Origin of the sequence: Sphingomonas beigongshangi, assembly GCF_016820445.1 — a bacterium.
Lineage (GTDB): Bacteria > Pseudomonadota > Alphaproteobacteria > Sphingomonadales > Sphingomonadaceae > Sphingomonas > Sphingomonas beigongshangi.
The window spans coordinates 342,085-363,690 of the sequence record NZ_JADHDT010000004.1; the positions used below are offsets into that span (position 1 = coordinate 342,085).

Here is a 21,606-nt window from a genome sequence, read left to right on the forward strand (position 1 = left end):
TTCCTGCGGACGCAGGGACCCAGAGTGATCAGCCGGGCCGCTCGTGGCCCTGGGCTCCTGCCTTCGCAGGAGCGCGGCAGCGCGTACTGCCGGGATGGAGAAGCATTATGACCGAGATCGAATGGTGGGACTATGACGACGCGGGCGAACTCGCCGAGGCGATCGCCGGCGACATCCAGTTCGTCATCGAAAGCGCGATCGATGCACGCGGCTCCGCGGTCATCGCGCTGGCGGGCGGCAAGACGCCCTTCCCCGCCTATGAGAAGCTGGCGCAGGCCAAGCTCGACTGGAAGCGCGTGACGATCGTTCCGGGCGACGAGCGGATCGTACCGCTCGGCGATCCGCTGTCGAACGTCACGCAGCTCGGCAAGCTGTTCATCCCCAAGGGCGCGCGTGTCATCCCGATCGTCCCCAAGCAGACCGAGGACTATAAGGCCGCCGGCCGTTCCGCCGACGCGCTGATGCAGGACCTGCACTGGCCGCTCGACCTGTGTCTGCTGGGGGTCGGCGGCGACGGCCATACCGCCTCCATCTTTCCAGGCCCCGATTTCGACGAGGCGCTGAACGGCCCCAAGGAGCGGCGCATGCTCGGCGTGATGCCCGATCCGCTGCCGCCGGAGGCGCCCGTCGCCCGCGTGTCGCTGTCGCGCGCCGCCATCGCCAGCGCGCGCGCGCTGATGATCGCGGTGACCGGCCAGGCGAAGCGCGATGTGATCGAAAAGGCCATCGACCAGGGGCCGTCCTCGCCCTATCCCATCGGTCGGGTACTCGCAGACGTCGAGCTGCCCGTCGACATCCACTGGGCTCCTTGACCGGCGCCCCACCCTCTCGGACGGATTTCCTCCCCATGAATCCCGCCGTTTCCGCCGTTACCGACCGGATCATCGAACGATCCCGGCCGACCCGTTCCGCCTATCTCGCGCTGATCGAGCGCGAGCGGGACAATGGCGTGCGCCGCCCGAACCTCGGCTGCGCCAATCTCGCCCACGCCTATGCCGGCACCGCCGAGGACCGCGACGCGATGCGCGCCGACGCGGGCATGAACATCGGTATCGTGACGGCGTACAACGACATGCTGTCGGCGCACGCCGTCTATTATCGCTACCCGGAACTCATGAAGGTCTGGGCGCGCGAGGTCGGCGCGACCGCGCAGGTCGCGGGCGGCGTGCCCGCCATGTGCGACGGCGTGACGCAGGGCTATGCCGGCATGGAACTGTCGCTATTCAGCCGCGATACGATCGCGCTCTCGACTGCGATCGCGCTGAGCCACGGCACGTTCGAGGGCGCGGCGCTGCTCGGCATCTGCGACAAGATCGTGCCCGGCCTGCTGATGGGCGCGCTGCGCTTCGGACATCTACCGATGGTGCTGATCCCGGGCGGGCCCATGCCGACCGGCATCGCGAACAAGGCGAAGGCGGCGGTTCGTGAACGCTATGCCGTCGGCGAAGCGACACGCGACGAACTGCTCGACACCGAGATCCAGGCCTATCACGGCAAGGGCACCTGCACCTTCTACGGCACGGCCAACACCAACCAGATGATGATGGAGGTGATGGGCCTGCACATGCCCGGCGCCGCCTTCGTCCAGCCTCAGACCAAGCTGCGTCAGGAACTGACGCGGGCGGCGGTGCATCGGCTGGCGCGGCTCGGCTGGCGTGGCGACGATTACCGGCCTCTCGGCCATTGCGTCGACGAGCGGGCGGTGGTGAACGCCGCGGTCGGACTGCTCGCCACGGGCGGATCGACCAATCATCTGATGCACTTGCCCGCCATCGCGCGGGCGGCGGGCATCGTCATCGACTGGGAGGATTTCGATCGCCTGTCGCAGGCGGTGCCGCTGATCGCGCGCGTCTATCCGAACGGTTCGGCGGACGTGAACGGCTTCGAGGAAGCGGGCGGCATGCCGTTCGTGATCCGCGAACTGCTGTCGGCCGGCCTGCTCCATGGCGACATCCCGACGATTGGCGGCGGCGATCTGCACGCCTATGCGCAGCGTCCGGTGATGCAGGACGACGCGCTCGCCTGGGAGCCGGTGGGCGACAGCGGCGACGATACGATCCTGCGCCCTGTCTCGGCCCCCTTCTCCGCCGATGGCGGCATGCGCATCCTGACCGGCAATATCGGCCGCGCCTGCATCAAGGTGTCGGCGGTCGAGCGATCGCGCTGGATCGTCGAGGCACCGGCGCGCGTCTTCGCCGACCAGGCGGAGGTCCTTGCCGCGTTCAAGGCGGGCGAGCTGGAGCGCGACGTCGTCGTGGTCGTCCGCTTCCAGGGGCCGCGCGCCAACGGCATGCCGGAGCTGCACAAACTGACGCCGCCGCTGGGCGTGCTGCAGAACCGCGGCTTCAAGGTCGCGCTGGTCACCGACGGGCGCATGTCGGGCGCGAGCGGCAAGGTACCATGCGCGATCCATTGCTCGCCGGAGGCGCTGGGGAACGGCGCGATCGGCAAGCTTCGCGACGGCGACGTGATCCGCCTCGATGCCGAGGCCGGTACGCTGGAGGCGTTGGTCGATGCGGCGGAATGGGCGGCACGGCCGCTCGCCGACGCGCCGCCGCCGGCAGAGGGCATGGGTCGCGAGCTGTTTGCGATGTTCCGCCAGTTCGCCGATGCGGCCGAGCTGGGCGCGTCGCCGATGCTCGCGGCGGCGGGACTGTAGGATACGGGATTGCGCGTCTCCCATCGCCTGCGGGCGATGGTCTTCCCCGACCGAACGATCGGCGGGAGGTGCGAGGCGCGGGTCGAGCCTTTAGGGAGGGATGAATGCACATCGTAGCCGTGGACATCGGGGGGACGCACGCGCGCTTCGCGATCGCGGAGGTGGACGGCGGTCGCGTGACAGCGATCGGCGACCCGATGACGCTCAAGACGGCGGATCACGCCAGTCTCCAGACGGCGTGGCAGGCGTTCGCCGCGTCGCGGGGCGGCGTGTTGCCGAACGCGGCGGCGATCTCGGTCGCCTCGCCCATCACCGGCGACGTCATCCGCCTGACGAACAACCCCTGGGTGATCCGCCCGTCGCTGATCCCGGAGCGGCTGGGCGCGGACATCTATACCGTCATCAACGATTTCGGCGCGGTCGGCCACGCGGTGGCGCAGCTGCCGCAGGAGCATTTCATCCACCTCTGCGGGCCGGACATCCCGATCCCGACTGACGGCATCACGACGGTCTGCGGGCCGGGCACGGGCCTTGGCGTTGCGCAGGTGCTGAAGACCCCGGCCACCTATCACGTGCTTGCGACCGAGGGTGGGCACATGGACTTCGCGCCCCTCGACGCGATCGAGGATGCGATTTTGCGCCGCCTGCGCCGCACCTATACGCGCGTGTCGGCGGAGCGCATCTGCTCCGGCCCCGGCATCGTCGCGATCTACGAGACGCTGGCGGAAATGGAGGCGCGCCCCGTCCCCAGCCGTGACGACAAGACGATCTGGACGGAGGCACTCGACGGCACCGATTCGATCGCGCTTGCCGCGCTCGACCGGTTCTGTCTCTCGCTGGGCGCGGTCGCGGGCGATCTCGCGCTGGCGCATGGTGCGAAGGGCGTCGTGATCGCCGGGGGCCTGGGCCTGAGGATCAAGGACAAGCTGATCCGCTCCGGCTTCGATCAGCGGTTCGTCGCCAAGGGTCGATTCCAGTCGATGATGGCCGGCCTGCCAGTCAAGCTCATCACCCATCCCCAGCCCGGCCTGTTCGGCGCCGCAGCCGCCTTCGCGCAGCAGCACACCGGCCAATAAGGACGTACGCCATGACCGAAATCGCCACCATCATGCAGACCAGCGCCGTCATCCCGGTGCTGGTGATCGACGACGCCGCCACCGCGCGACCGCTGGCCGAGGCGCTGGTCGCCGGGGGGCTGAAAGTGCTCGAGGTGACTCTGCGCACCGGTGCCGCGATGGAAGCGATCGCCGAGATGAAGACGGTTCCCGGCGCGATCGTCGGCGCGGGCACGGTCGTCAACGAACGGCAGGCGCGCGACGTCATCGATGCGGGCGTCGAGTTCATCGTCTCCCCCGGCCTGACCGAACGTCTGGCAAGGCCGATCATCGACGCGGGCGTCGCCTATCTGCCCGGCACCGCCACCGCGGGCGACATCATGCGCGGGCTCGACCTTGGCCTCACGCACTTCAAGTTCTTTCCAGCTGAGACCTCCGGCGGGCTGAAGGCCTTGAAGGCGCTCGCCGCCCCCTTCTACCAGTGCCGCTTCTGCCCGACGGGAGGCATCACCGAAGCGAGCGCGCCCGACTGGCTGGCGTTCGATCCGGTATTGTGCGTCGGGGGCAGCTGGGTCACGGGCGGCACGATGGCCGAGGTCGAGGCGAAGGCGCGGGCGGCGAGCGGACTGCGCCGCTGACGGGGCATGACGGCTTCGACCCGGGTTATCCGCCCGCTTTACGGCTGAAATGTCCGGATGACCGCCTTCCCGATGCCCCGCCCGGCCATCGGGACGGCGGACGTCCGCTCAGTAGCTGCCCGTCCTGACGCGCAGCAACTTGGGGACGGGGCCGAAATTGAGACCGTAATCGGTCTCGTCACCGTTCAACCAGCGTGTGGCGTGCCACACCCCGTCGCGCATCTCGCCTTCCTCGACGCGCAGCAGCTGCCCATGGCGGCCGTCGGCGGCGGTGCGGACGAATTCGACCCGCGTGTCGATACCGCTGACGAGCCAATCGTCCGTCCCAAGCCGGATCACCATCGCGCGGCCCGATTGTGACGGCGAATTGGCAAGGATGGCAGGCGTATCGCCCCAGGGCGGCGGTCCGAAGCTGAGCTGCGCTGCCCAGCCGTCGGAGAGCGACAGCATCTGCTTGGCGCGGCCGGGCTCTTCCACCGCGGCATAGAGACGCCGGTCGAACGCTGCCTGGGCGACGAGAGCGCGTATCGGATCGAGCATCAGGAAATTGGCGCGATGCGCCGCGGTCGCGGCCTCCGTCGCCGGCGTGACGGGGTCGGCGTCGATGCCGAATACGGAAAAGCCCACGCCGCCACGCTGGAGGACGTAGAACAGGAACGGCGCGGTCTTGGCGTCGAAGCCCGTTTCGGAAACCCAGGACGGATTGTCCGCACGGGCATATTGGTCGAGCACCTTGCGGTATTCGCCGGCGTCGTCGGTATAGATATCGGTCCCGATGAAATCGACGGAGGGCGCCGCCGCCTTCCACAGATCCAGCATCGTCCAGACCGCGCCGCCGCTGGGATAATCGATGCCCGGATATTTCTTGTCCTTGTAGCGCAGCCAGGTGTTCACATAGACGGGCAAGGGATTGGCCGCCTTGCCTGCTGCGGCGACGCGCTCGATGTAGCGCGCGGTCGCCCAGGCACCGAACGCCTCCTCCGCATCGGGACCGAAGACATCGCGCCAACGACCCGGCTTGCGGCCCAGTCTGGCGACGAGATCGGCGGGCACCGCGTCCGCGAAGGCCGCCTCCGCCGCCGCACCATGGTCACGGATCGCACCGATCGCGCCGGGCTCGTTCTCGACCTGCACCGCGATGACGGTGTGGCGGTCGCCATCCGTCGTCCTGAGGTGCCGCATCAGCGCGACGAAGGCCGTCCGGTCGGCGTCGAGGTTGGACGGTGCGTGCGGCGACAGCACGTCGATCGGCTCGCCGCGCGCGTCGATCATGCGGGGAAATGCGATGGGATCGGCCCGCACCCAGGTCGGCGCATAATGGTTCTGACCGTTCTTCCACGTCCCGAACCACAACAGGATGAGCCGCTTTCCCGAGAGGCGCGCCTTGGCGACCAGCGCGTCGACGTTCGTCGTGTCGTATCGGCCGCGCGCCGGCTCGAATTGCTCCCAATAGACGGGCGCCTCGATCGTATTGGCCGCCATGGCCTCCGCCGCTGCCCAAGCGGCCGCCAACCGCGCAGGCCAGGCGCTCGAATTGTGCAGTTGCGCGGCAAGGATGAGGAAGGGCTTGCCGTCGACGCGCAGCATCATCCGTCCGTCGCGCCATTCCACCCGCGGCATGTCTTCGGCCGCTGCGGCACGCGGCGCGATCAGTGACAGCAGTAGGGCGGAACCGGCTATACGAAGATGGAAGCTCATCATCGTATACTATATGTGACGCCAGCTGCGTCAACTGCGTGCGAATAGGCGGGCGGCGGTCGGCGTCAGGGCTACATCTCGCCGCGGGCGCGACGGATGGCGTACCACTTCTGGACGTTGGCGTTGTGCTCCGCGAGCGTGTCCGCGAAGACGTGACCACCCGTTCCATCGGCGACGAAGTACAGCGCCTTTGACTGGGCGGGGTCGAGAACCGCATCGATGGAGGCACGCCCCGGGTTGGCGATCGGACCCACCGGCAGCCCGGTCTCGGCATAGGTGTTGTAGCCGTTCTTCGCGCGCAGCTCGGACCGCAGGATGCGCCGGCCGAGCGGCCTGCCCTTAGTGATCGGATAGATCACCGTCGGATCGGCCTGCAACGGCATGCCGGCGCGCAGGCGGTTGCCGTACACCGCCGCGACCATCCGGCGCTCCGAGGGTTTGCCCGTTTCCTTCTCGACGATCGAGGCGAGGATGATCGCCTGTTCCGGTGTCGACACGGCGATGCCGGGCTTGCGCTTCGCCCAGGCTGCCTTGAGGTACGTGCGCATCGCATTCTGCATCCGCGCCACCACGGCCGCGCGCGTATCGCCGCGCTGGAAGGCGTAACTGTCGGGCAGGACCGATCCCTCCGCGGGCACCGCGACCGGTCCGACCAGCCCGTCCGCCTTGATCAGCGCGTCGTGGACGAGCACCGACGGATAGCCTTCTGGCACCACGACCAGACGCTGCAGGACCTTCCCGCCCTGCAGCATCTTGAGGATGTCCGACTGGCTGGTGTGCGCGGGAATGCGATATTCGCCCGCCTTGATCGGCTCGCCCGATCCGAACAGCCGCGCGAGCATGCGGAACCGCGAGGCGGACGGGATCGCGCCCGCCTTCTCCAGTTCGCGCGCGGCCGCGGCGAGCGTGCTGCCCTCCGCGACCTGGACGGTGAGCGTACGCGGCGCGGGGCCGCTGCCGCCCCAGCCATGGACGACCCAGAAGGCGCCGAGGATCGCGACGAGCGCGATCAGCAATCCGATGCAGCCGGCCTTGCGCACGTCAGCTCTCCCGGGCCCGGTCGTCAGACCGCCTTCATCACCAGCGACGCGTTCGTGCCGCCAAATCCGAAGGAGTTGTTCAGCACCGCCCGCACCTTCCGCTTCTTCGCGACATGCGGGACGAGATCGACGCCGACGCAATTGTCGGACGGATTGTCGAGGTTGAGCGTCGGCGGCACGATCTGATCGCGCATCGCCAGGATGCAGAAGATGCTCTCCACTGCGCCCGCGCCGCCCAGCAGGTGGCCGATGGCCGACTTGGTCGACGACATGGAAAGGCCGTCCAGCGCATTGCCGAACAGACGGCGGACGGCGCCGAGCTCCAGCTCGTCGCCCAGCGGCGTCGACGTGCCATGGGCATTGATATAGTCGATGTCCTCCAGCGCGAGGCCCGACTTGCGCATCGCCATCTGCATCGATCGGAACGCGCCCGAACCTTCCGGATGCGGCGCCGTCACGTGATAGGCGTCGCCCGACAGGCCGTAGCCGATCACCTCGGCATAGATCTTGGCGCCGCGCGCCTTGGCATGCTCATATTCCTCGAGGCAGACGACGCCCGCCCCCTCGCCCATGACGAAGCCGTCCCGATCCTTGTCGTACGGCCGGCTTGCACGCCACGGCTCGTCGCGGAAGCCGGTCGACAGCGCGCGCGCCTGGCCGAAGCCGGCGATGCCGATCGGGCAGATCGCGCTCTCCGCGCCGCCCGCGAGCATCACGTCGGCATCGTCCATCGCGATCATGCGGGCAGCGTCGCCGATCGAATGCGCGCCGGTCGAGCAGGCGGTGACGACGGCGTGGTTCGGCCCCATCAGCCCGTATTTGATGCTGACCTGGCCGGAGATCAGGTTGATCAGGCGACCGTGGACGAAGTGCGGGCTGACGCGCTTCGGCCCCTTGGCCGCGAGCACGAGCGATTCGCTTTCGATTCCCGGCAGGCCGCCGATACCCGACCCGATCGAGCAGCCGGCGCGGTAGCGCGCCTCCTCCGGCATGTCGACGAGCCCGGCATCCTCGAGCGCCTGGCCGGCGGCATCGATGCCGTAGACGATGAACGGATCGACCTGCCGCTGGATCTTGTGGTCGACGCGCTTGCCGGCGTCGAACCCATATTCGTGATCCGCAGGCTTTACCTCGCAGGCGTAGTTCGACTGGAAATCGGTCGCGTCGAAGCGGGTGATGGTGCCCGCGCCCGACTTTGCGGCGATGATATTGGCCCAGGCGGTCTCCACGTCCGCTCCCAGCGGAGTGACGAGGCCGAGACCGGTGACGACGACGCGACGCATGTTCTTCTTCCTCTCGGGCGCCCAGCCGGCCTTCACCGGCATCCCCCGCCCCGGGGTGGCTCCGCCCGCGGCGGAGCGGCTGCTTCATTCAACGCAAAACGGCTCCCCGCCCTCTAGCCGGGGACGGGGAGCCGCTCAATTCCGGCCCGATGATGCCATCGGGCTAAAGGCTTACGCCTTGTGCTCGTCGATGTAGGTGATCGCGTCCTTGACGGTCGTGATCTTCTCGGCGGCATCGTCCGGGATCTCGACGCCGAACTCTTCCTCGAACGCCATCACGAGCTCGACGATGTCGAGGCTGTCGGCACCGAGATCGTCGATGAAGCTCGCGTCCTCGGTCACCTTGTCGGCTTCGACGCCGAGATGCTCGACGACGATCTTCTTCACGCGGTCGGCGGTCTCGCTCATGGTATTTTCCCTCTTCACGTTGGGGGTGTTTTTAAAAGTTGCCGCACCGCCCGTAGAACGGGGCCGTCCGGCTGGCAAGCGTCTGTTAAGAGTCGCCGGCGTTCGCCAGCGATCCCAGCAAGTTAGATCATCGCCATGCCGCCGTTGACGTGCAGGGTCTGACCGGTGACGTAGCCGGCTTCGCGGCTGGCGAGGTAGACGACGGCCGCCGCGATGTCCTCGCCCGTGCCAAGGTCGCCCGCCGGAATGCGGCCGAGCAGCGCGGTCTTCTGCGCATCCGGCAGCACGTCGGTCATCGCCGAGCGGATGAAGCCGGGCGCGACGCAATTGACCGTGATATTGCGGCTGGCGAGTTCCTGCGCCAGCGCCTTCGACATGCCGACCAGGCCGGCCTTGGACGCCGCATAGTTCGCCTGCCCCGGATTGCCCGTCTGCCCGACGACCGAGGTGATCGACACGACGCGGCCGAAACGCGCCTTCATCATCGGCTTGGCGGCGGCGCGGATCAGGCGGAAGGCGGCCTCCAGGTTGACGCGGATCACCTGATCCCATTCGTCATCCTTCATCCGCATCGCGAGGTTGTCGCGCGTGACGCCGGCGTTGTTGACCAGGATGTCGAGCTTGCCGCCCAGTGCCTCGACCGCCTGCGGCACCAGCGCATCGACCGCGCTCGCATCGGACAGATTGCATGGCAGCGCGACATGGTCGCCGCCCAGCGACGCGCGAAAGCCCTCCAGCTTGTCGGCGTTGGAGCCGGACACCGCCAGCCGCGCGCCCTGCGCCGCGAGGGCACGGGCGATCGCCGAACCGATGCCCCCGGAAGCGCCCGTCACGAGCGCGGTCATGCCAGTCAGATCAAACATGCTTCATAATCCTTATCGGGTCGCGCGACGATACGGCGGGATCGAAGCCGTCGAAGACCGCCGAGGCGACGGCCTTGGCGGCCGTGGCCCTTCGCTCCGCTCCGGCTCCGCGGGACCATCACATCGTCTTAAGCAGATTCTCCAGGTCGTCCATCGTCACGACGCTGACGGCGTCGGCGTCCGGCGCGATGCGCTTGACCATGGGGGCGAGGACCTTGCCACCGAACTCGACGAACTGCGCCACGCCGGCCTCGACCATCGCCAGCACCGATTCCCGCCAGCGCACCATGCCCGTCACCTGCTCGACGAGCGCGGCGCGGATCGCGTCGGGATCGGCGATCGGCGCCGCATGGACGTTGGCGAAGACCGGGACGAGCGGCGCGGCGATCCGGGCATCGGCGAGCGCCGCCGCCATGGCATCGGCGGCCGGCTGCATCAGCGGGCAGTGGAAGGGCGCGGACACGGGAAGCAGGACGCCGCGCTTCGCCCCCATCTCCTTTGCAAGGCTGACGGCGCGTTCGACCGGGGCGCGATGGCCGGAGATGACGACCTGCCCCGGATCGTTGTCGTTGGCGACCGTGCAGACCTGCGCCCCGCCCCCGTCCGCGACGACCGCCTCGACCGCCGCGGCGGCGATCGCCCGCGCCTTGTCGAGGTCCGCGCCGAGCAAAGCGGCCATCGCCCCCTCGCCCACCGGGACCGCGACCTGCATAGCCTGGCCACGCAGCCTGAGCAGCCGCGCCGTGGTCGACAGGTCGAATGCCTGCGCCGCGCACAGGGCGGTATATTCGCCCAGGCTGTGGCCGGCGACGTACTCGGCCTTGTCGGCGAGACGCACGTTGCCCTCGCGTTCGAGGACGCGCAGCGTGGCGATCGCATTGGCCATGATCGCCGGCTGGGCGTTCTCGGTCAGCGTCAGCGCGTCTGCCGGTCCTTCCGTCATCAGGCGGAACAGGTTTTGGCCCAGCGCCTCGTCGACTTCGCCGAAAACTTCGCGCGCGACGGGACTGGCGTCGGCCAGCGCCTTGCCCATGCCAACGGACTGGCTGCCCTGGCCCGGAAAGATGAATGCCCGCATCACGCGCTCTCCTCGCAAATAATGGCGCGCGCAAGCCCGGAGGCCGCGCTCATCGCCAATCCTGGTGCGCGCCCCTAGGGCCGTGGCGGCCCTCACGCAACCTGAACGAACCTGTCGGAGTTGCGACATCCTGCGACCGTTTTGCCGGTTGGGCGGGAGAGGTCTGCGACAACCGGACCCCATTTTCCTTCCCGACGCCGACAGACGGCGCCTGTTCGCAGATGGGAGTATGCAATCATGAAAAAGCTCGTTCTTACCGCGATCGCCGCCACGCTGGTGGCCGGCCCGCTCGCCGCGACCGCCGCGGAGGCCGCCCCGCAGCGCCAGGAAGTGACCACCGTGCGCGAGCGGCCGAACGGCACCACCGTCGTGACGACGCGCACGTGGCGCACCGGCCAGCGCTTCGATCGCCGCTACGCGCCCAACTATCGCCGCGTGAACGAATACCGTACCTATCGCCTGCGCGCGCCGGCGCGCGGCATGTACTGGGTGCGCTCGGGCCGCGACGCGCTGCTGGTCCGGCCCAACGGCACGATCGTCGAGGTTCGGCCCGGCCTCTTCCGGTAAGCAGCGGTATAGCTGCGGCTTGAGGCTTGCCTTTCGGCCGGCCTGTGCTAAGGGCCACCGATGGAAACGGGGCGGCGGGCGTTTGCTCGTCGCCCCGATTGCATGGACGACAGCCGGAGGGGCGCTGCATGGGGCATGCGTCAGCGATCGGCCAACGAAGGACAAGGCATGGCTCTGTACGAGCACACGTTCCTTGCGCGCCAGGATCTGGCACAGGCGCAGGTGGACGCGCTGGCGGAAAACGCCACGAAGATCATTGAAGACAATGGCGGCAAGGTCGTCAAGACCGAGACCTGGGGCCTGCGCAGCCTCGCCTATCGCATCGCGAAGAACCGCAAGGCGCATTACGTGATGCTCGAGATCGACGCACCGGGTTCGGTGGTCGCCGAGCTGGAGCGCCAGACGCAGATCAACGAGGACGTGATCCGCTACATGACCGTCCGCGTGGACGAGCTGGAGCAGGGCCCGACCGTGATGATGCGCAAGCAGGAGCGCGACCGCGAGCGTCGCAGCGACCGTGAAGGTGGGCGCGAAGGCGGCCGTGACGGCGCGCCGCGCGGCGACCGTGGTCCCCGTCGTGACCGTGAAGAGGAGGCCGCATAATGGCTCGCCCGTTTTTCCGCCGCCGCAAGTCGTGCCCGTTCAGCGCCAAGGATGCGCCGCGGATCGACTATAAGGACGTCCGCCTGCTGCAGGGCTTCGTGTCCGAGCGTGGCAAGATCGTGCCGTCGCGCATCACTTCGGTGAGCGCCAAGAAGCAGCGTGAGCTCGCCCAGGCGATCAAGCGCGCCCGCCACCTGGGCCTGCTGCCCTACGTCGTGAAGTAAGGAGCGAGCCACATGGACGTTATTCTGCTGGAGCGCGTCGAGAAGCTCGGCGCCATCGGCGACGTGGTGAAGGTGAAGGACGGTTTCGCCCGCAACTTCCTGCTGCCGAACAAGAAGGCGCTGCGCGCCAACGAAGCCAACCGCAAGGTGTTCGAGGCGAACCGCGCCCGCATCGAGGCGGACAATGCCGCCCGTCGCAGCGACGCGGAAAAGGATGCCGGTTCGTTCAAGGACGCGTCGGTCACGCTGATCCGTCAGGCTTCGAACACCGGCCAGCTGTACGGCTCGGTCGCGGTGCGCGACCTGGTCGAGGCGCTGGACGCTGCCGGCCACAAGGTGACGAAGAGCCAGATCGTCCTCGACAAGCCGATCAAGTCGATCGGCGTCTATGACGTGCGCGTCGCGCTGCACCCCGAGGTCGCGGTGACCGTCAAGGTCAACGTCGCCCGTTCGCCCGAAGAGGCCGAGATGCAGGCGCAGGGCGTCGACGTCATGGCGCAGATGTTCGAGCGTGACGAGGCCGGCTTCACCGAGGATTACGATCCGAACGCCGAGCCGGGCGCAACCGCCGAGGTTCAGTCGGAGGAGCAGGCGGAGGGCTGATCGCCCCTCGTTGCTTTTCCCGAAACGAAAGAGCCGTCCGGTCCGCGCGACCGGGCGGCTTTTTCGTGTCGCGCGGTCACGCATGAAGGCCACGACCGCCTCCGCGCCGGCATACGGCTCCGGTGCCGTCCGTGCTCAGGCGGATCGCGGCCCTTTCAAAAGAAAAAGGCCGCTCCGTCATGCGACGAAGCGGCCTTTTCGTTTCCAGGGTTGCCCTGACCGGGCCGGTGCCTTCCCTTACGGGCAGGTAACGCAGGCGCTGACCACCGCCGCGAGCGGGATGAGGGCAAGCACCAAGGGGACAATCTGTTTCATGATCCGTAGAAATCCGTTGCCAATCGCAATGTAAATGCGCGCTGAAGCAAAAGGTTTCAAGAGGGTGAACGAGATGGTTCCGCGGCGTCCCGGTTCGGCATGGCGTGCACCGGATCGGTCCAGCCGAGGCCTAATGCTTTCTGCACGGCAATATAGCTGTTGGTCAGCTGGGCCTTTCCCTGCGCCACGCCGATCGACGCGGCCAGGCGCTGGCGTTCGATGTCGAGCTGGTCGATCAGCGTGCTCGTACCCGCGCGCACGCGCTGGTCGTTGAGCTGCGCTGCCCGCGTCGCGGTCGCCTCCGCCCGGGCGAGCTGCGCGAGCTGAAGGCGCACGTTGCCGAATCGCGACAGCGACGTTTCGGCATCCTGCAGAGCTTCGAGGACGGTCTGGCGATATTGCGCGTCGGCGGCATCGCGCTGGGCCTCCGCTTGCCGGACACCCGCGCGCGCGCGACCGAAGTCGAGGATGTTCCAGCTCAGCATCGGCGCGAGCAGCGCGGTGAACTTGCCGGGGTCGACGACGTCGGCGATGCTCGTACCGCCAAGGCCGAACAGGCCCATGAATTTGAGCGACGGAAACAGCTTCGCCGTGTTCACGCCGATCTGCGCATTGCTTGCCGCCAGCGCGCGCTCGGCCGCGCGCACGTCGGGACGATGGGCGATCAGGGCGGCGGGATCGCCGATCGGCACCTCGCGCGGCGGCAACGGCACCGGCACTTCGGTCGCCAGCGTCGCATCGAGCGCGCCGGGCGTCCGCCCCGTCAGGATCGCGAGCTGACCCTTGTATTCGTCGATCTGCGCGGCGAGCGGGATGTTCTGCGCGTCGGTGCTTTGCAACTGCTGCTCCAGCCGGTCGACCTGGAGCTGGGACGCGGTACCCGCCGCGAAACGCTGGCGCGTGAGCGCGAGCGCCTGCCGCTGGAGCGCGGTCGATCGGGCATTGAGCCTGGCCCGCTCCTGCGCATCGCGCAGGGCGACATAGGCCTGCGCGACCTGCGCCGACAGGCTGACCTGCGCATCGGCAAGATCGGCGAAGCGCTGGCCGACGGTCGCCCGTACCTGCTCGACGCCGCGGCGCGTACCGCCGAACAGGTCCGGCTCCCACGACGCCGTGCCGCCCAGATTGAAGAAGTCGAGGCTGGACAGCCTTGTTGCGCCGCCGGTGGCGCTGCCGCCGCCCGAAGCAACGCCGTTACCACCACTGCCGCCCAGGCTCGTGCCCGGCAGTTGCGCGTGCAGATAGGTGGCGCTGGCGCTGACATTGGGCAGCGCCGCCGTCCTCTGGGCACGCAATTGCGCCTCGGCCGCCCGTATCCGCGCCTGCGCGGCGTCGATCGTCGGACTGTGCGCCAGGGCATCGTCGACCAGGGCGGTGAGCGTGGGGTCGTTCAGCGTCTCCCACCAGCGCGCCAGACCGGGGGCCGGCGTCAGCGCCGCATCCTGCGCCCGGACGAAGCGGCCGCGCGTCACCGCGTCGGAGGCGACCGACGGCGGCCCCTTGTAATCGGGTCCGACGGTGCAGCCCGCGAGCAGCGCGACGGTGGATAGAAGCGGGAGCGTCTGTCGCATCAATGCATCGCCGCGGGCGCGGCGTCCTTCGGCAAGGGGCGGAGAAACAGGACGAGGGGCAGCACGACGAAGGTGCCGATGCCCATGATCCAGAAGATGTCGTTGAACGTCATCACCAGCGCCTGCCCCTGGATCTGGCGTTCGATCAGCGGCAGCGCGCCCGGTCCGCCGAGGCTGTGGACGTAATCCTGCACCGCGACCGCATTGGCGTTCAGCGTTTCCTCGATCCGGCGCGAATGGAACCAGGTCCTCGTGTCCTGGAGGATCGAGATGCCGGCGAGCGCGAAGCTGCCGCCGAGGTTGCGGACCGCGTTGAACAGGCCGGACGCGTCGCCCGCGTCCTGCGGCGGCACCGAGCGCACGACCGCTTGGCTGAGGAACAACATGCCCAGGATCTGCCCGACGCCGCGCAGCAGCTGCGACGCCGTAAAGTCGCTGCCGTCCGACGTGATCGTCAGGTGCGCGTCCATCAGGGCGGCGCCGCCCATGATGACGAGCCCCGCGGACACCGCGAGGCGGATGTCGATCCGTTTCAGCAGGATCGGCACGATCGCCATCATGAACAGGCTGGGGATGCCCGACAACAGGACCACCTTGCCCGATTGCAGCGCGTTATAGTCGGCGATGGAGGCGAGGAATTGCGGAATGGCATAGGAAGTGCCGTACAGCACGACGCCGAGCACCATCCCCATCAGGGCCACAGCGCCGAACTGCCGATCGAGCAGCAGCTTGAGCTTGATGACCGGCCGCTTGGCGGTGATCTGCCCCGCGAAGATAAGCGCGAAGCCGACCGTCGTCACCAGCGCCATCAGCCGGATCAGTCCGGAGGAGAACCATTGTTCGCGCTGCCCTTCCTCGAGGAAGACGGTGAGGCCGCCGAGCCCCAGCGCGAGCCCCGCGATGCCGAGCCAGTCCGCCTCCCCCAGCAGGTCGAGCCGGCTCTTCTGGTGCGGCAGGCCGACGAGCAGCAGGATGACCAGGGCGGCACAGATCGGCAGGTTGATGAAGAAGCTGTAGTGCCAGCTGATATTCTCCGTCAGCCATCCGCCGATGAGCGGGCCGATCACCGGCCCCATGATTGCCGTGACGCCGAAGGCGGCGATGCCGATCGGCTGCTGGCTCCGCGGCAGGCGCGTGGCGATGATCGTCTGCGCGGTCGGGATCATCGCGCCGCCGGTGAACCCCTGCCCGACGCGACCGATGATCATCGCGGTCAGCGACGTCGCGGTGCCGCAGATCATCGAAAAGCCGGTGAACAGACCCGCCGCGATGAGCAGGAACGTCCTGAGGCCCAGCAACCGTTCCAGCCAGGCCGCCATCGGGATGATCACGATCTCCGCGACCAGATAGGCGGTGGCCACCCAGGTGCCCTCCGTACCGCTCGCACCGATCTCGCCCTGGATCGTCGGCAGCGCCGAATTGACGATGGAGATGTCGAGCGTCGCCATCAGCGCACCGAGCGTCCCCGCCGCAACCGCGAGCCATGCGGACAGATCGGCCTTTTGCGCGCCGCCGGCCGGTTGGTCGGCGGCGCGTCCCGCGCCCGTCTGGCGCGCGGCGGCGCTGGCCATGTCAGCGACCCCGCTGGTCGAGCTGCTTCTGCTGCTCGCGCAGCCGATCCAGCTGGCCCTTGGCGCCGATCGTGTCCACCGTAACGGTGACCGACAGGCCCGGTACGAGCAACCGGCGCGCATCCGGGCTCGCTTCAATCGCGATCCGCACCGGCACGCGCTGCACGATCTTGGTGAAGTTGCCCGTCGCGTTCTGCGGCGGGATCAGCGAGAATTGCGCGCCCGTGCCCGGCGACACGCTCTGCACCTGGCCCTTCAATTCGATCCCGTCGAGCGCGTCGACCTTGATCGTCGCCGGCTGGCCGGGACGCATCAGCGCGAGTTGCGTCTCCTTGAAATTGGCGGTCACGTAGAGCTTGTCGAGCGGTACGACCGACATCAGGCGCGTCCCGGCCTGGACGAACTGGCCCACCGTCACCGTCTTGTCGCCGATCCGGCCGTCGGTCGCGGCGCGGATCAGCGTGGAGCCGACGTCGACGTTGACCGCCGCCAGTTGCGCTTGGGCGCCCTGCGCCTGCGCCTGCCCCTGCCGCAGCTGCGCCGCGAAGGACGCGACGCGACGGCGCTGCATGGCGACCGCCGCGGCCTGCACGCGGACGGCCTCGGCCGATTGCCGCGCGGCGAGCTCCAGCTGCGACAGTTGTTCCCGCGTCTCGGCGCCCGAGGCGGCGAGCGGTCGATACCGCGCGACTTCCGCCGCGTCGTGCGCCGCCTTGATCCGCGCCGAATCGAGCTGCGCCTGCGCCTGCGCGATGGTCGCATATTGTTCGTCGATCGAGGCGCGCGCGGCATCGGCGCTCGCGCGGGCCTGGGCGATCTGCGCCTCCGCCTGCGCCGCCTGCGCGCGATAGGTGCGCGGATCGATGCGGACGAGCGGCTGCCCCGCCTTCACGTCCTGGTTATCGCCGACCATGACCTCGGCGACATAGCCGCTCACCTTGGGCGCGACGGTGACCGCGTCCGCCTGTATCGTCGCGTCGTTGGTGTTCTGCAGGAATTTCCCGCGGCTCTCGTAGCGCAGGTACCAGACGATACCGACCACGACGACGATGGCGAGAAGCGCCAGCAGGATGGCCTTCGCCCGGCCGCTCAGCCGCTTTCCCGGCTTGCCGTCGCCGGCCGACGCCGCGTCGGCGTCCGCCTCCTGCCCTTCGCCCTGCCCCGAATGCGGCGTGTCGCTCATCGATCTGTCATCCGTTCCGTCGTGGTGGAAAGCGAGGGCCCCGCAACCCGAAAGCGGACGCCGTGTCCGCTATTGCAGGAACCCCCGTATTCGGCAAGGGTTCCACGAACCACGAACACGTCAAACCGCCGGATCGAACGGTGGGGATGCAGGGATTTATGGACGACGGATCTTGATGCGGACGGCGACCGGTCGGGTACAACGCCGCGATGCGCAGGTCAGGCGCGAGGCGCTGCTCACGGCCGCGGCGGAATGCTTTCGCGAGTCCGGCTTCGAAGTGCCGCTTGAACAGATTGCCGAGCGGGCCGGTGTCGGCCGGGGTACGCTCTATCGCAACTTTCCCGATCGATTGGCGCTGGCGATCGCGATCCTCGAACGCGAGATCGATGCCGCCGCCGCGCTGATCGACCCGGCTGCGCCGATCGCGGATACGCTGCTGCACCTCGTGCGCCACGGCACGCGGGCGAGCGCCATGTTCCAGCGGATCGCGATCGACATCCCCCCGACCGGCGAGAACCGCGACCGGTTCGAGGTGCTGCGTCAGCAGCTCGCCCGGCTTCTCGCTCCCCTCGCGGATCATGCCCACGCGGACGGCACGTTGCGGCGTGACATCGACGCGCTCGATCTCGTCCTCGTCGTCCGCATGCTCAGCGGCCTCGCCAAGCAACGGTTCACGGACCAGGACATCGACGGCGACCTGACCCTGGCGCTGGATCTGCTCCAGCGGGGACTGCGCCCCTGATCGCCCGGGTCACTTCCGGCGAACAATTTCTCGGTGCCGCCGTGCGCCAGCCTCACCAACGTCAACCGATAAACGCTATGCCTGAATCGCTGAAATCGGTGGAGCGCCGACGGCTCCGGCGGTAGACCGAGCCATGTTTGTGATCGAAGACGAGTGGCACGCTGAATGGCTTGGAGAGTATGCCAGCCGAGACGATGCTCACGACGCGCTTCAGAAGCTGGCAAATTTACCCTGGAACGAGCCACCGAATGTTTGTCCATGCACAAGTTGGCGGACATGTGGGCGACGTTTCCACCTGATCAAGTTTGACGTCTCGGCCGAGCCTTGGAGGAAAGTCGAGGACGAGCCAGTCCTTGAGGTATCGGCAACGGGGGTAAAGTGGCTCAACGGATCGCCCGTGGCGGAAATTGAGTGACTGTATTCGGGTGTAAGCCACCCGTCATCCTGTCATGAGCGTTTGGGTTATGACGCACGTCACAAGTTGGCGCCAAGTCTTTCATCTACGACCAAAAAGCTTCTCGATGTCGCCGTGCGCCAGCTTCACCCAGGTCGGGCGGCCGTGGTTGCATTGGCCCGAATGCGGCGTCGCCTCCATTTCGCGCAGCAACGCGTTCATCTCGGCGACCGACAGGATGCGCCCGGCGCGCACCGAGCCGTGGCAGGCCATCGTCCCCGCCACCGCATCCAGCCTTTCGCGCAGCGACAAGGCCTCATCGAACGCAGCGAGTTCGTCGGCAAGGTCGGTCACCAGCCCGGCCGGGTTCGCCTGGCCGAGCAGCGCCGGCGTCGCGCGCACCAGCATCGCGGTCGGTCCGAACCGTTCGAGCAAGAGGCCGAGCTCGGCGAGCTCTTCGCCTCGCGCCTCCAGCCGGTCGCAGCCGGGCTCGTCGAGCTCGACCACTTCCGGGATGAGCAGCGCCTGGCTCGCGACCCGCCCGCCGGCCAGGGCGGCGCGCATACGCTCCAGCACCAGCCGCTCGTGCGCGGCATGCTGGTCGACCAGCACGAGGCCATCCTCGGCCTCCGCGACGATATAGGTCTTCGCCACCTGCCCGCGCGCGACACCGAGCGGATGCGCGGCGGTCTGCGGCGGCGGCTGCCACGCGGGCTCGGCGCGCGCGGCCGGCGGCGGGGCGAGGAAGGCCGGACGGCGGTCGTGGACGCTCCGCGCGAACAGTCCTTCTCCCGCGCCCGCGTGAAGCGCGTGCAGTCCCGATGCCGCCGCGCTCCCGCCGGCCATGGCGTCAGCGGTATCGCGTCGCGCAAGCGGCTCCGCCTGCCACATCGCCAGCGCCGAGTCCGCCGGCCGCTGCACGCTGCGATGGCCGGCCTCGTCCAGCGCGCGGCGCAGGCCGGACACGATCAGCCCGCGCACCAGTGCGGGATCGCGAAAGCGGACCTCGGTCTTGGCGGGATGGACGTTGACGTCGACCTGGTCCGGCGGCACGTCGAGGAACAGCGCGACGACCGCATGCCGGTCGCGCGGCAGCATTTCCGCATAGGCGCCGCGTATCGCCCCCATCAGCAGCCGGTCGCGCACGGGGCGGCCGTTGACGAACAGATATTGGTGGTCCGCGACGCCGCGATTGTAGGTCGGGATGCTCGCCACCCCGCCGAGGACATGGCCATCGCGCGCTAGGTCGATCGGCACCGCATTGCCGGCGAGCGCCCGATCGGTCAGCGCCGCGACACGGCCGGGGCGATCCTCTCCGGCCGCGACCGACAGGGCCCGCCTGCCGTCATGCTCCAGAGAGAAGGCGATGTCCGGTCGCGCCATCGCGAGACGGCGTACCGCATCGAGACAGGCAGCATATTCCGCGCGTGCGCTGCGCAGGAACTTGCGCCGCGCCGGCACGCGGCCGAACAGCTGCTCGACCACGACGCGGGTCCCCGGCGGCAAGGCGGCCGGTGCCTCCCGCAAGAGGGCGCCGTTGTCGACCGTCCTCGCCCAGCCCTCCGCCCCCCGCACGCGACTCTCCAGCGTCAGCCGCGCGACGCTGGCGATCGACGGCAGGGCTTCGCCGCGAAATCCCATCGTGGTGACGTTTTCGATCGCCTCGTCGGGCAGCTTCGACGTCGCATGCCGCTCCAGCGCCAGCGCCATGTCGGCAGGCGCCATGCCGCACCCATCGTCCGCGACCTCGATCCGCGCCAGCCCGCCTTCCGCGAGCACGACCGCGATCCGGGTCGCGCCCGCGTCGATGGCATTCTCGACGAGCTCCTTCAACGCGCTGGCGGGCCTTTCCACCACTTCACCGGCGGCGATGCGATTGACGAGTTGTTCGGGCAGGCGACGTATTGACACCGGCCAAGCTCTATACCAAGCGACGGCATCCCGCGAGCCTCCCGCAACGACGTGACGGAACGACCCCTTGGCCGATACCGTGGCGTACGGCGGCGCTGGCGGAGCCCTCGCACCGAAGACGGAACCTTTCGCCCGATGGCCCTCCCCCGCTTGTTCAAATTCATGTCGCATGACATGGCGATCGACCTCGGCACCGCGAATACCGTGGTCTATGTCCGCGGCCGTGGAATCGTGCTCAACGAGCCGTCCGTCGTGGCGGTCGAGACGATCAACGGCATCAAGAAGGTGAAGGCGGTCGGCGACGACGCCAAGCTGATGATGGGCAAGACGCCCGGCAACATCGAGGCGATCCGCCCCTTGCGCGACGGCGTCATCGCCGACATTGATGTCGCCGAGGAGATGATCAAGGCGTTCATCCGCAAGGTGCACGGCCCCCGCAAGTTCGCTCGCTGGCCCGAAATCGTCATCTGCGTGCCCTCGGGTTCGACCAAGGTCGAGCGTCGCGCCATCCGCGACGCCGCGTCGAACGCCGGCGCGAGCCAGGTCTATCTGATCGAAGAGCCCATGGCCGCGGCGATCGGCGCCGACATGCCCGTGACCGAGCCGATCGGCAGCATGGTCGTCGACATCGGCGGCGGCACGACCGAAGTCGCGGTGCTGTCGCTGCGCGGTCTCGCCTACACCACCTCCGTCCGCGTCGGCGGCGACAAGATGGACGAGGCGATCGTCAGCTATATCCGCCGCAACCACAATCTGCTGATCGGCGAGGCGACCGCCGAGCGGATCAAGCAGGAGGTCGGCATCGCCCGTCCGCCCGCCGACGGCATCGGCACGACGATCCACATCAAGGGGCGCGACCTGGTCAACGGCGTTCCCAAGGAAATCCAGATCAACCAGGGCCAGATCGCCGAGGCGCTGTCGGAACCCGTCGCGACGATCGTCGAGGGCGTCCGTGTCGCGCTGGAGAATACCGCGCCGGAACTCGCCGCCGACATCGTCGACCAGGGGATCGTGCTGACCGGCGGCGGCGCCCTGCTCCAGGGACTGGACGAGGTGCTGCGCGACGAGACGGGCCTGCCCGTGACCGTGGCGGAAGACCCGCTTACCTGCGTCGCGCTGGGCACCGGCCGCGCGCTGGAGGATCCGATGTTCCGGGGCGTGCTCCAGAACGGTTAACCGCCAACGCTGAGGGGAGCGGCG

At 68.4% G+C, this 21,606-nt stretch carries 20 protein-coding genes; 10 read left to right on the forward strand and 10 right to left on the reverse strand.

Features of this window, described 5'->3' with window-relative positions:
* The first annotated feature begins 107 nt into the window (after positions 1-107).
* The 4 genes from pgl (at position 108) to eda (ending at position 4,352) form a co-directional block, all read left to right on the forward strand.
* Positions 108-812, forward strand: a complete 705-nt coding sequence (pgl, locus tag IQ292_RS09380; protein WP_203310044.1) for a 6-phosphogluconolactonase — start codon at positions 108-110, stop codon at positions 810-812.
* 35 nt (positions 813-847) lie between these two features.
* The gene (gene edd, locus IQ292_RS09385; protein WP_203310045.1) at positions 848-2,659 is read left to right on the forward strand and encodes a phosphogluconate dehydratase; all 1,812 of its coding nucleotides are present in this window, start codon (positions 848-850) and stop codon (positions 2,657-2,659) included.
* A gap of 104 nt (positions 2,660-2,763) precedes the next feature.
* The gene (gene glk / locus IQ292_RS09390; RefSeq protein WP_203310046.1) at positions 2,764-3,735 is read left to right on the forward strand and encodes a glucokinase; all 972 of its coding nucleotides are present in this window, start codon (positions 2,764-2,766) and stop codon (positions 3,733-3,735) included.
* An 11-nt stretch (positions 3,736-3,746) separates the two neighbouring features.
* Positions 3,747-4,352, forward strand: a complete 606-nt coding sequence (eda, locus tag IQ292_RS09395; protein ID WP_203310047.1) for a bifunctional 4-hydroxy-2-oxoglutarate aldolase/2-dehydro-3-deoxy-phosphogluconate aldolase — start codon at positions 3,747-3,749, stop codon at positions 4,350-4,352.
* A gap of 108 nt (positions 4,353-4,460) precedes the next feature.
* Here the strand turns inward: eda and IQ292_RS09400 are convergent, their stop codons facing one another.
* The 6 genes from IQ292_RS09400 to fabD all read right to left on the reverse strand — a co-directional run bounded on the left by IQ292_RS09400 (position 4,461) and on the right by fabD (position 10,722).
* Positions 4,461-6,050: a DUF5597 domain-containing protein gene (locus tag IQ292_RS09400; RefSeq protein WP_203310048.1), complete on the reverse strand. Its 1,590-nt coding sequence runs from the start codon at positions 6,048-6,050 to the stop codon at positions 4,461-4,463.
* 71 nt (positions 6,051-6,121) lie between these two features.
* Entirely contained in the window at positions 6,122-7,090 is a 969-nt protein-coding gene (gene mltG, locus IQ292_RS09405; protein ID WP_203310049.1) for an endolytic transglycosylase MltG, read from the reverse strand.
* Positions 7,091-7,113: 23 nt separating this feature from the next.
* The gene (gene fabF / locus IQ292_RS09410; RefSeq protein ID WP_203310050.1) at positions 7,114-8,373 is read right to left on the reverse strand and encodes a beta-ketoacyl-ACP synthase II; all 1,260 of its coding nucleotides are present in this window, start codon (positions 8,371-8,373) and stop codon (positions 7,114-7,116) included.
* Between the two features lie 171 nt (positions 8,374-8,544).
* On the reverse strand, positions 8,545-8,781 hold the full coding sequence (locus IQ292_RS09415; RefSeq protein ID WP_017979028.1) for an acyl carrier protein: 237 nt from the start codon (positions 8,779-8,781) through the stop codon (positions 8,545-8,547).
* A gap of 122 nt (positions 8,782-8,903) precedes the next feature.
* Complete coding sequence (fabG, locus tag IQ292_RS09420; RefSeq protein ID WP_203310051.1) at positions 8,904-9,644, reverse strand: 3-oxoacyl-[acyl-carrier-protein] reductase; 741 nt, start codon at positions 9,642-9,644, stop codon at positions 8,904-8,906.
* Positions 9,645-9,762: 118 nt separating this feature from the next.
* A complete protein-coding gene (fabD, locus tag IQ292_RS09425) occupies positions 9,763-10,722 on the reverse strand; it encodes an ACP S-malonyltransferase (RefSeq protein WP_203310100.1) in 960 nt (319 codons plus the stop codon).
* Positions 10,723-10,959: 237 nt separating this feature from the next.
* Between fabD and IQ292_RS09430 the strand changes: the two genes are divergently transcribed.
* The 4 genes from IQ292_RS09430 (at position 10,960) to rplI (ending at position 12,719) form a co-directional block, all read left to right on the forward strand.
* Positions 10,960-11,289 carry an RcnB family protein gene (locus tag IQ292_RS09430; protein ID WP_203310052.1) on the forward strand — a complete coding sequence of 110 codons (330 nt, stop codon included), beginning with the start codon at positions 10,960-10,962 and terminating at the stop codon, positions 11,287-11,289.
* Between the two features lie 168 nt (positions 11,290-11,457).
* Positions 11,458-11,892: a 30S ribosomal protein S6 gene (gene rpsF, locus IQ292_RS09435; protein ID WP_203310101.1), complete on the forward strand. Its 435-nt coding sequence runs from the start codon at positions 11,458-11,460 to the stop codon at positions 11,890-11,892.
* Positions 11,892-12,116: a 30S ribosomal protein S18 gene (gene rpsR, locus IQ292_RS09440; RefSeq protein ID WP_007403456.1), complete on the forward strand. Its 225-nt coding sequence runs from the start codon at positions 11,892-11,894 to the stop codon at positions 12,114-12,116. Before rpsF ends, rpsR begins: the two co-directional genes overlap by 1 nt.
* A 12-nt stretch (positions 12,117-12,128) precedes the next feature.
* Positions 12,129-12,719, forward strand: a complete 591-nt coding sequence (rplI, locus tag IQ292_RS09445; RefSeq protein ID WP_203310053.1) for a 50S ribosomal protein L9 — start codon at positions 12,129-12,131, stop codon at positions 12,717-12,719.
* A 371-nt stretch (positions 12,720-13,090) separates the two neighbouring features.
* On the opposite strand, the gene IQ292_RS09450 is transcribed toward rplI, so the two are convergent.
* Genes IQ292_RS09450 through IQ292_RS09460 form a run of 3 tightly spaced genes read right to left on the reverse strand, consistent with a single transcriptional unit; the run spans position 13,091 to position 17,359 of the window.
* Positions 13,091-14,605, reverse strand: coding sequence for an efflux transporter outer membrane subunit (locus IQ292_RS09450; protein WP_203310054.1), 1,515 nt, complete (start codon positions 14,603-14,605; stop codon positions 13,091-13,093).
* Entirely contained in the window at positions 14,605-16,176 is a 1,572-nt protein-coding gene (locus IQ292_RS09455) for an MDR family MFS transporter (RefSeq protein WP_203310055.1), read from the reverse strand. The genes IQ292_RS09450 and IQ292_RS09455 overlap by 1 nt, the downstream gene beginning before the upstream one ends.
* A 1-nt stretch (position 16,177) precedes the next feature.
* Positions 16,178-17,359 carry an HlyD family secretion protein gene (locus IQ292_RS09460; protein ID WP_203310056.1) on the reverse strand — a complete coding sequence of 394 codons (1,182 nt, stop codon included), beginning with the start codon at positions 17,357-17,359 and terminating at the stop codon, positions 16,178-16,180.
* A gap of 175 nt (positions 17,360-17,534) precedes the next feature.
* Between IQ292_RS09460 and IQ292_RS09465 the strand changes: the two genes are divergently transcribed.
* Positions 17,535-18,101, forward strand: coding sequence for a TetR/AcrR family transcriptional regulator (locus tag IQ292_RS09465; RefSeq protein ID WP_238940969.1), 567 nt, complete (start codon positions 17,535-17,537; stop codon positions 18,099-18,101).
* A gap of 496 nt (positions 18,102-18,597) precedes the next feature.
* Here the strand turns inward: IQ292_RS09465 and mutL are convergent, their stop codons facing one another.
* A complete protein-coding gene (mutL, locus tag IQ292_RS09470) occupies positions 18,598-20,406 on the reverse strand; it encodes a DNA mismatch repair endonuclease MutL (RefSeq protein WP_203310058.1) in 1,809 nt (602 codons plus the stop codon).
* A 135-nt stretch (positions 20,407-20,541) separates the two neighbouring features.
* Between mutL and IQ292_RS09475 the strand changes: the two genes are divergently transcribed.
* Positions 20,542-21,582, forward strand: coding sequence for a rod shape-determining protein (locus IQ292_RS09475; RefSeq protein ID WP_203310059.1), 1,041 nt, complete (start codon positions 20,542-20,544; stop codon positions 21,580-21,582).
* The last annotated feature ends 24 nt before the right edge of the window (positions 21,583-21,606 follow it).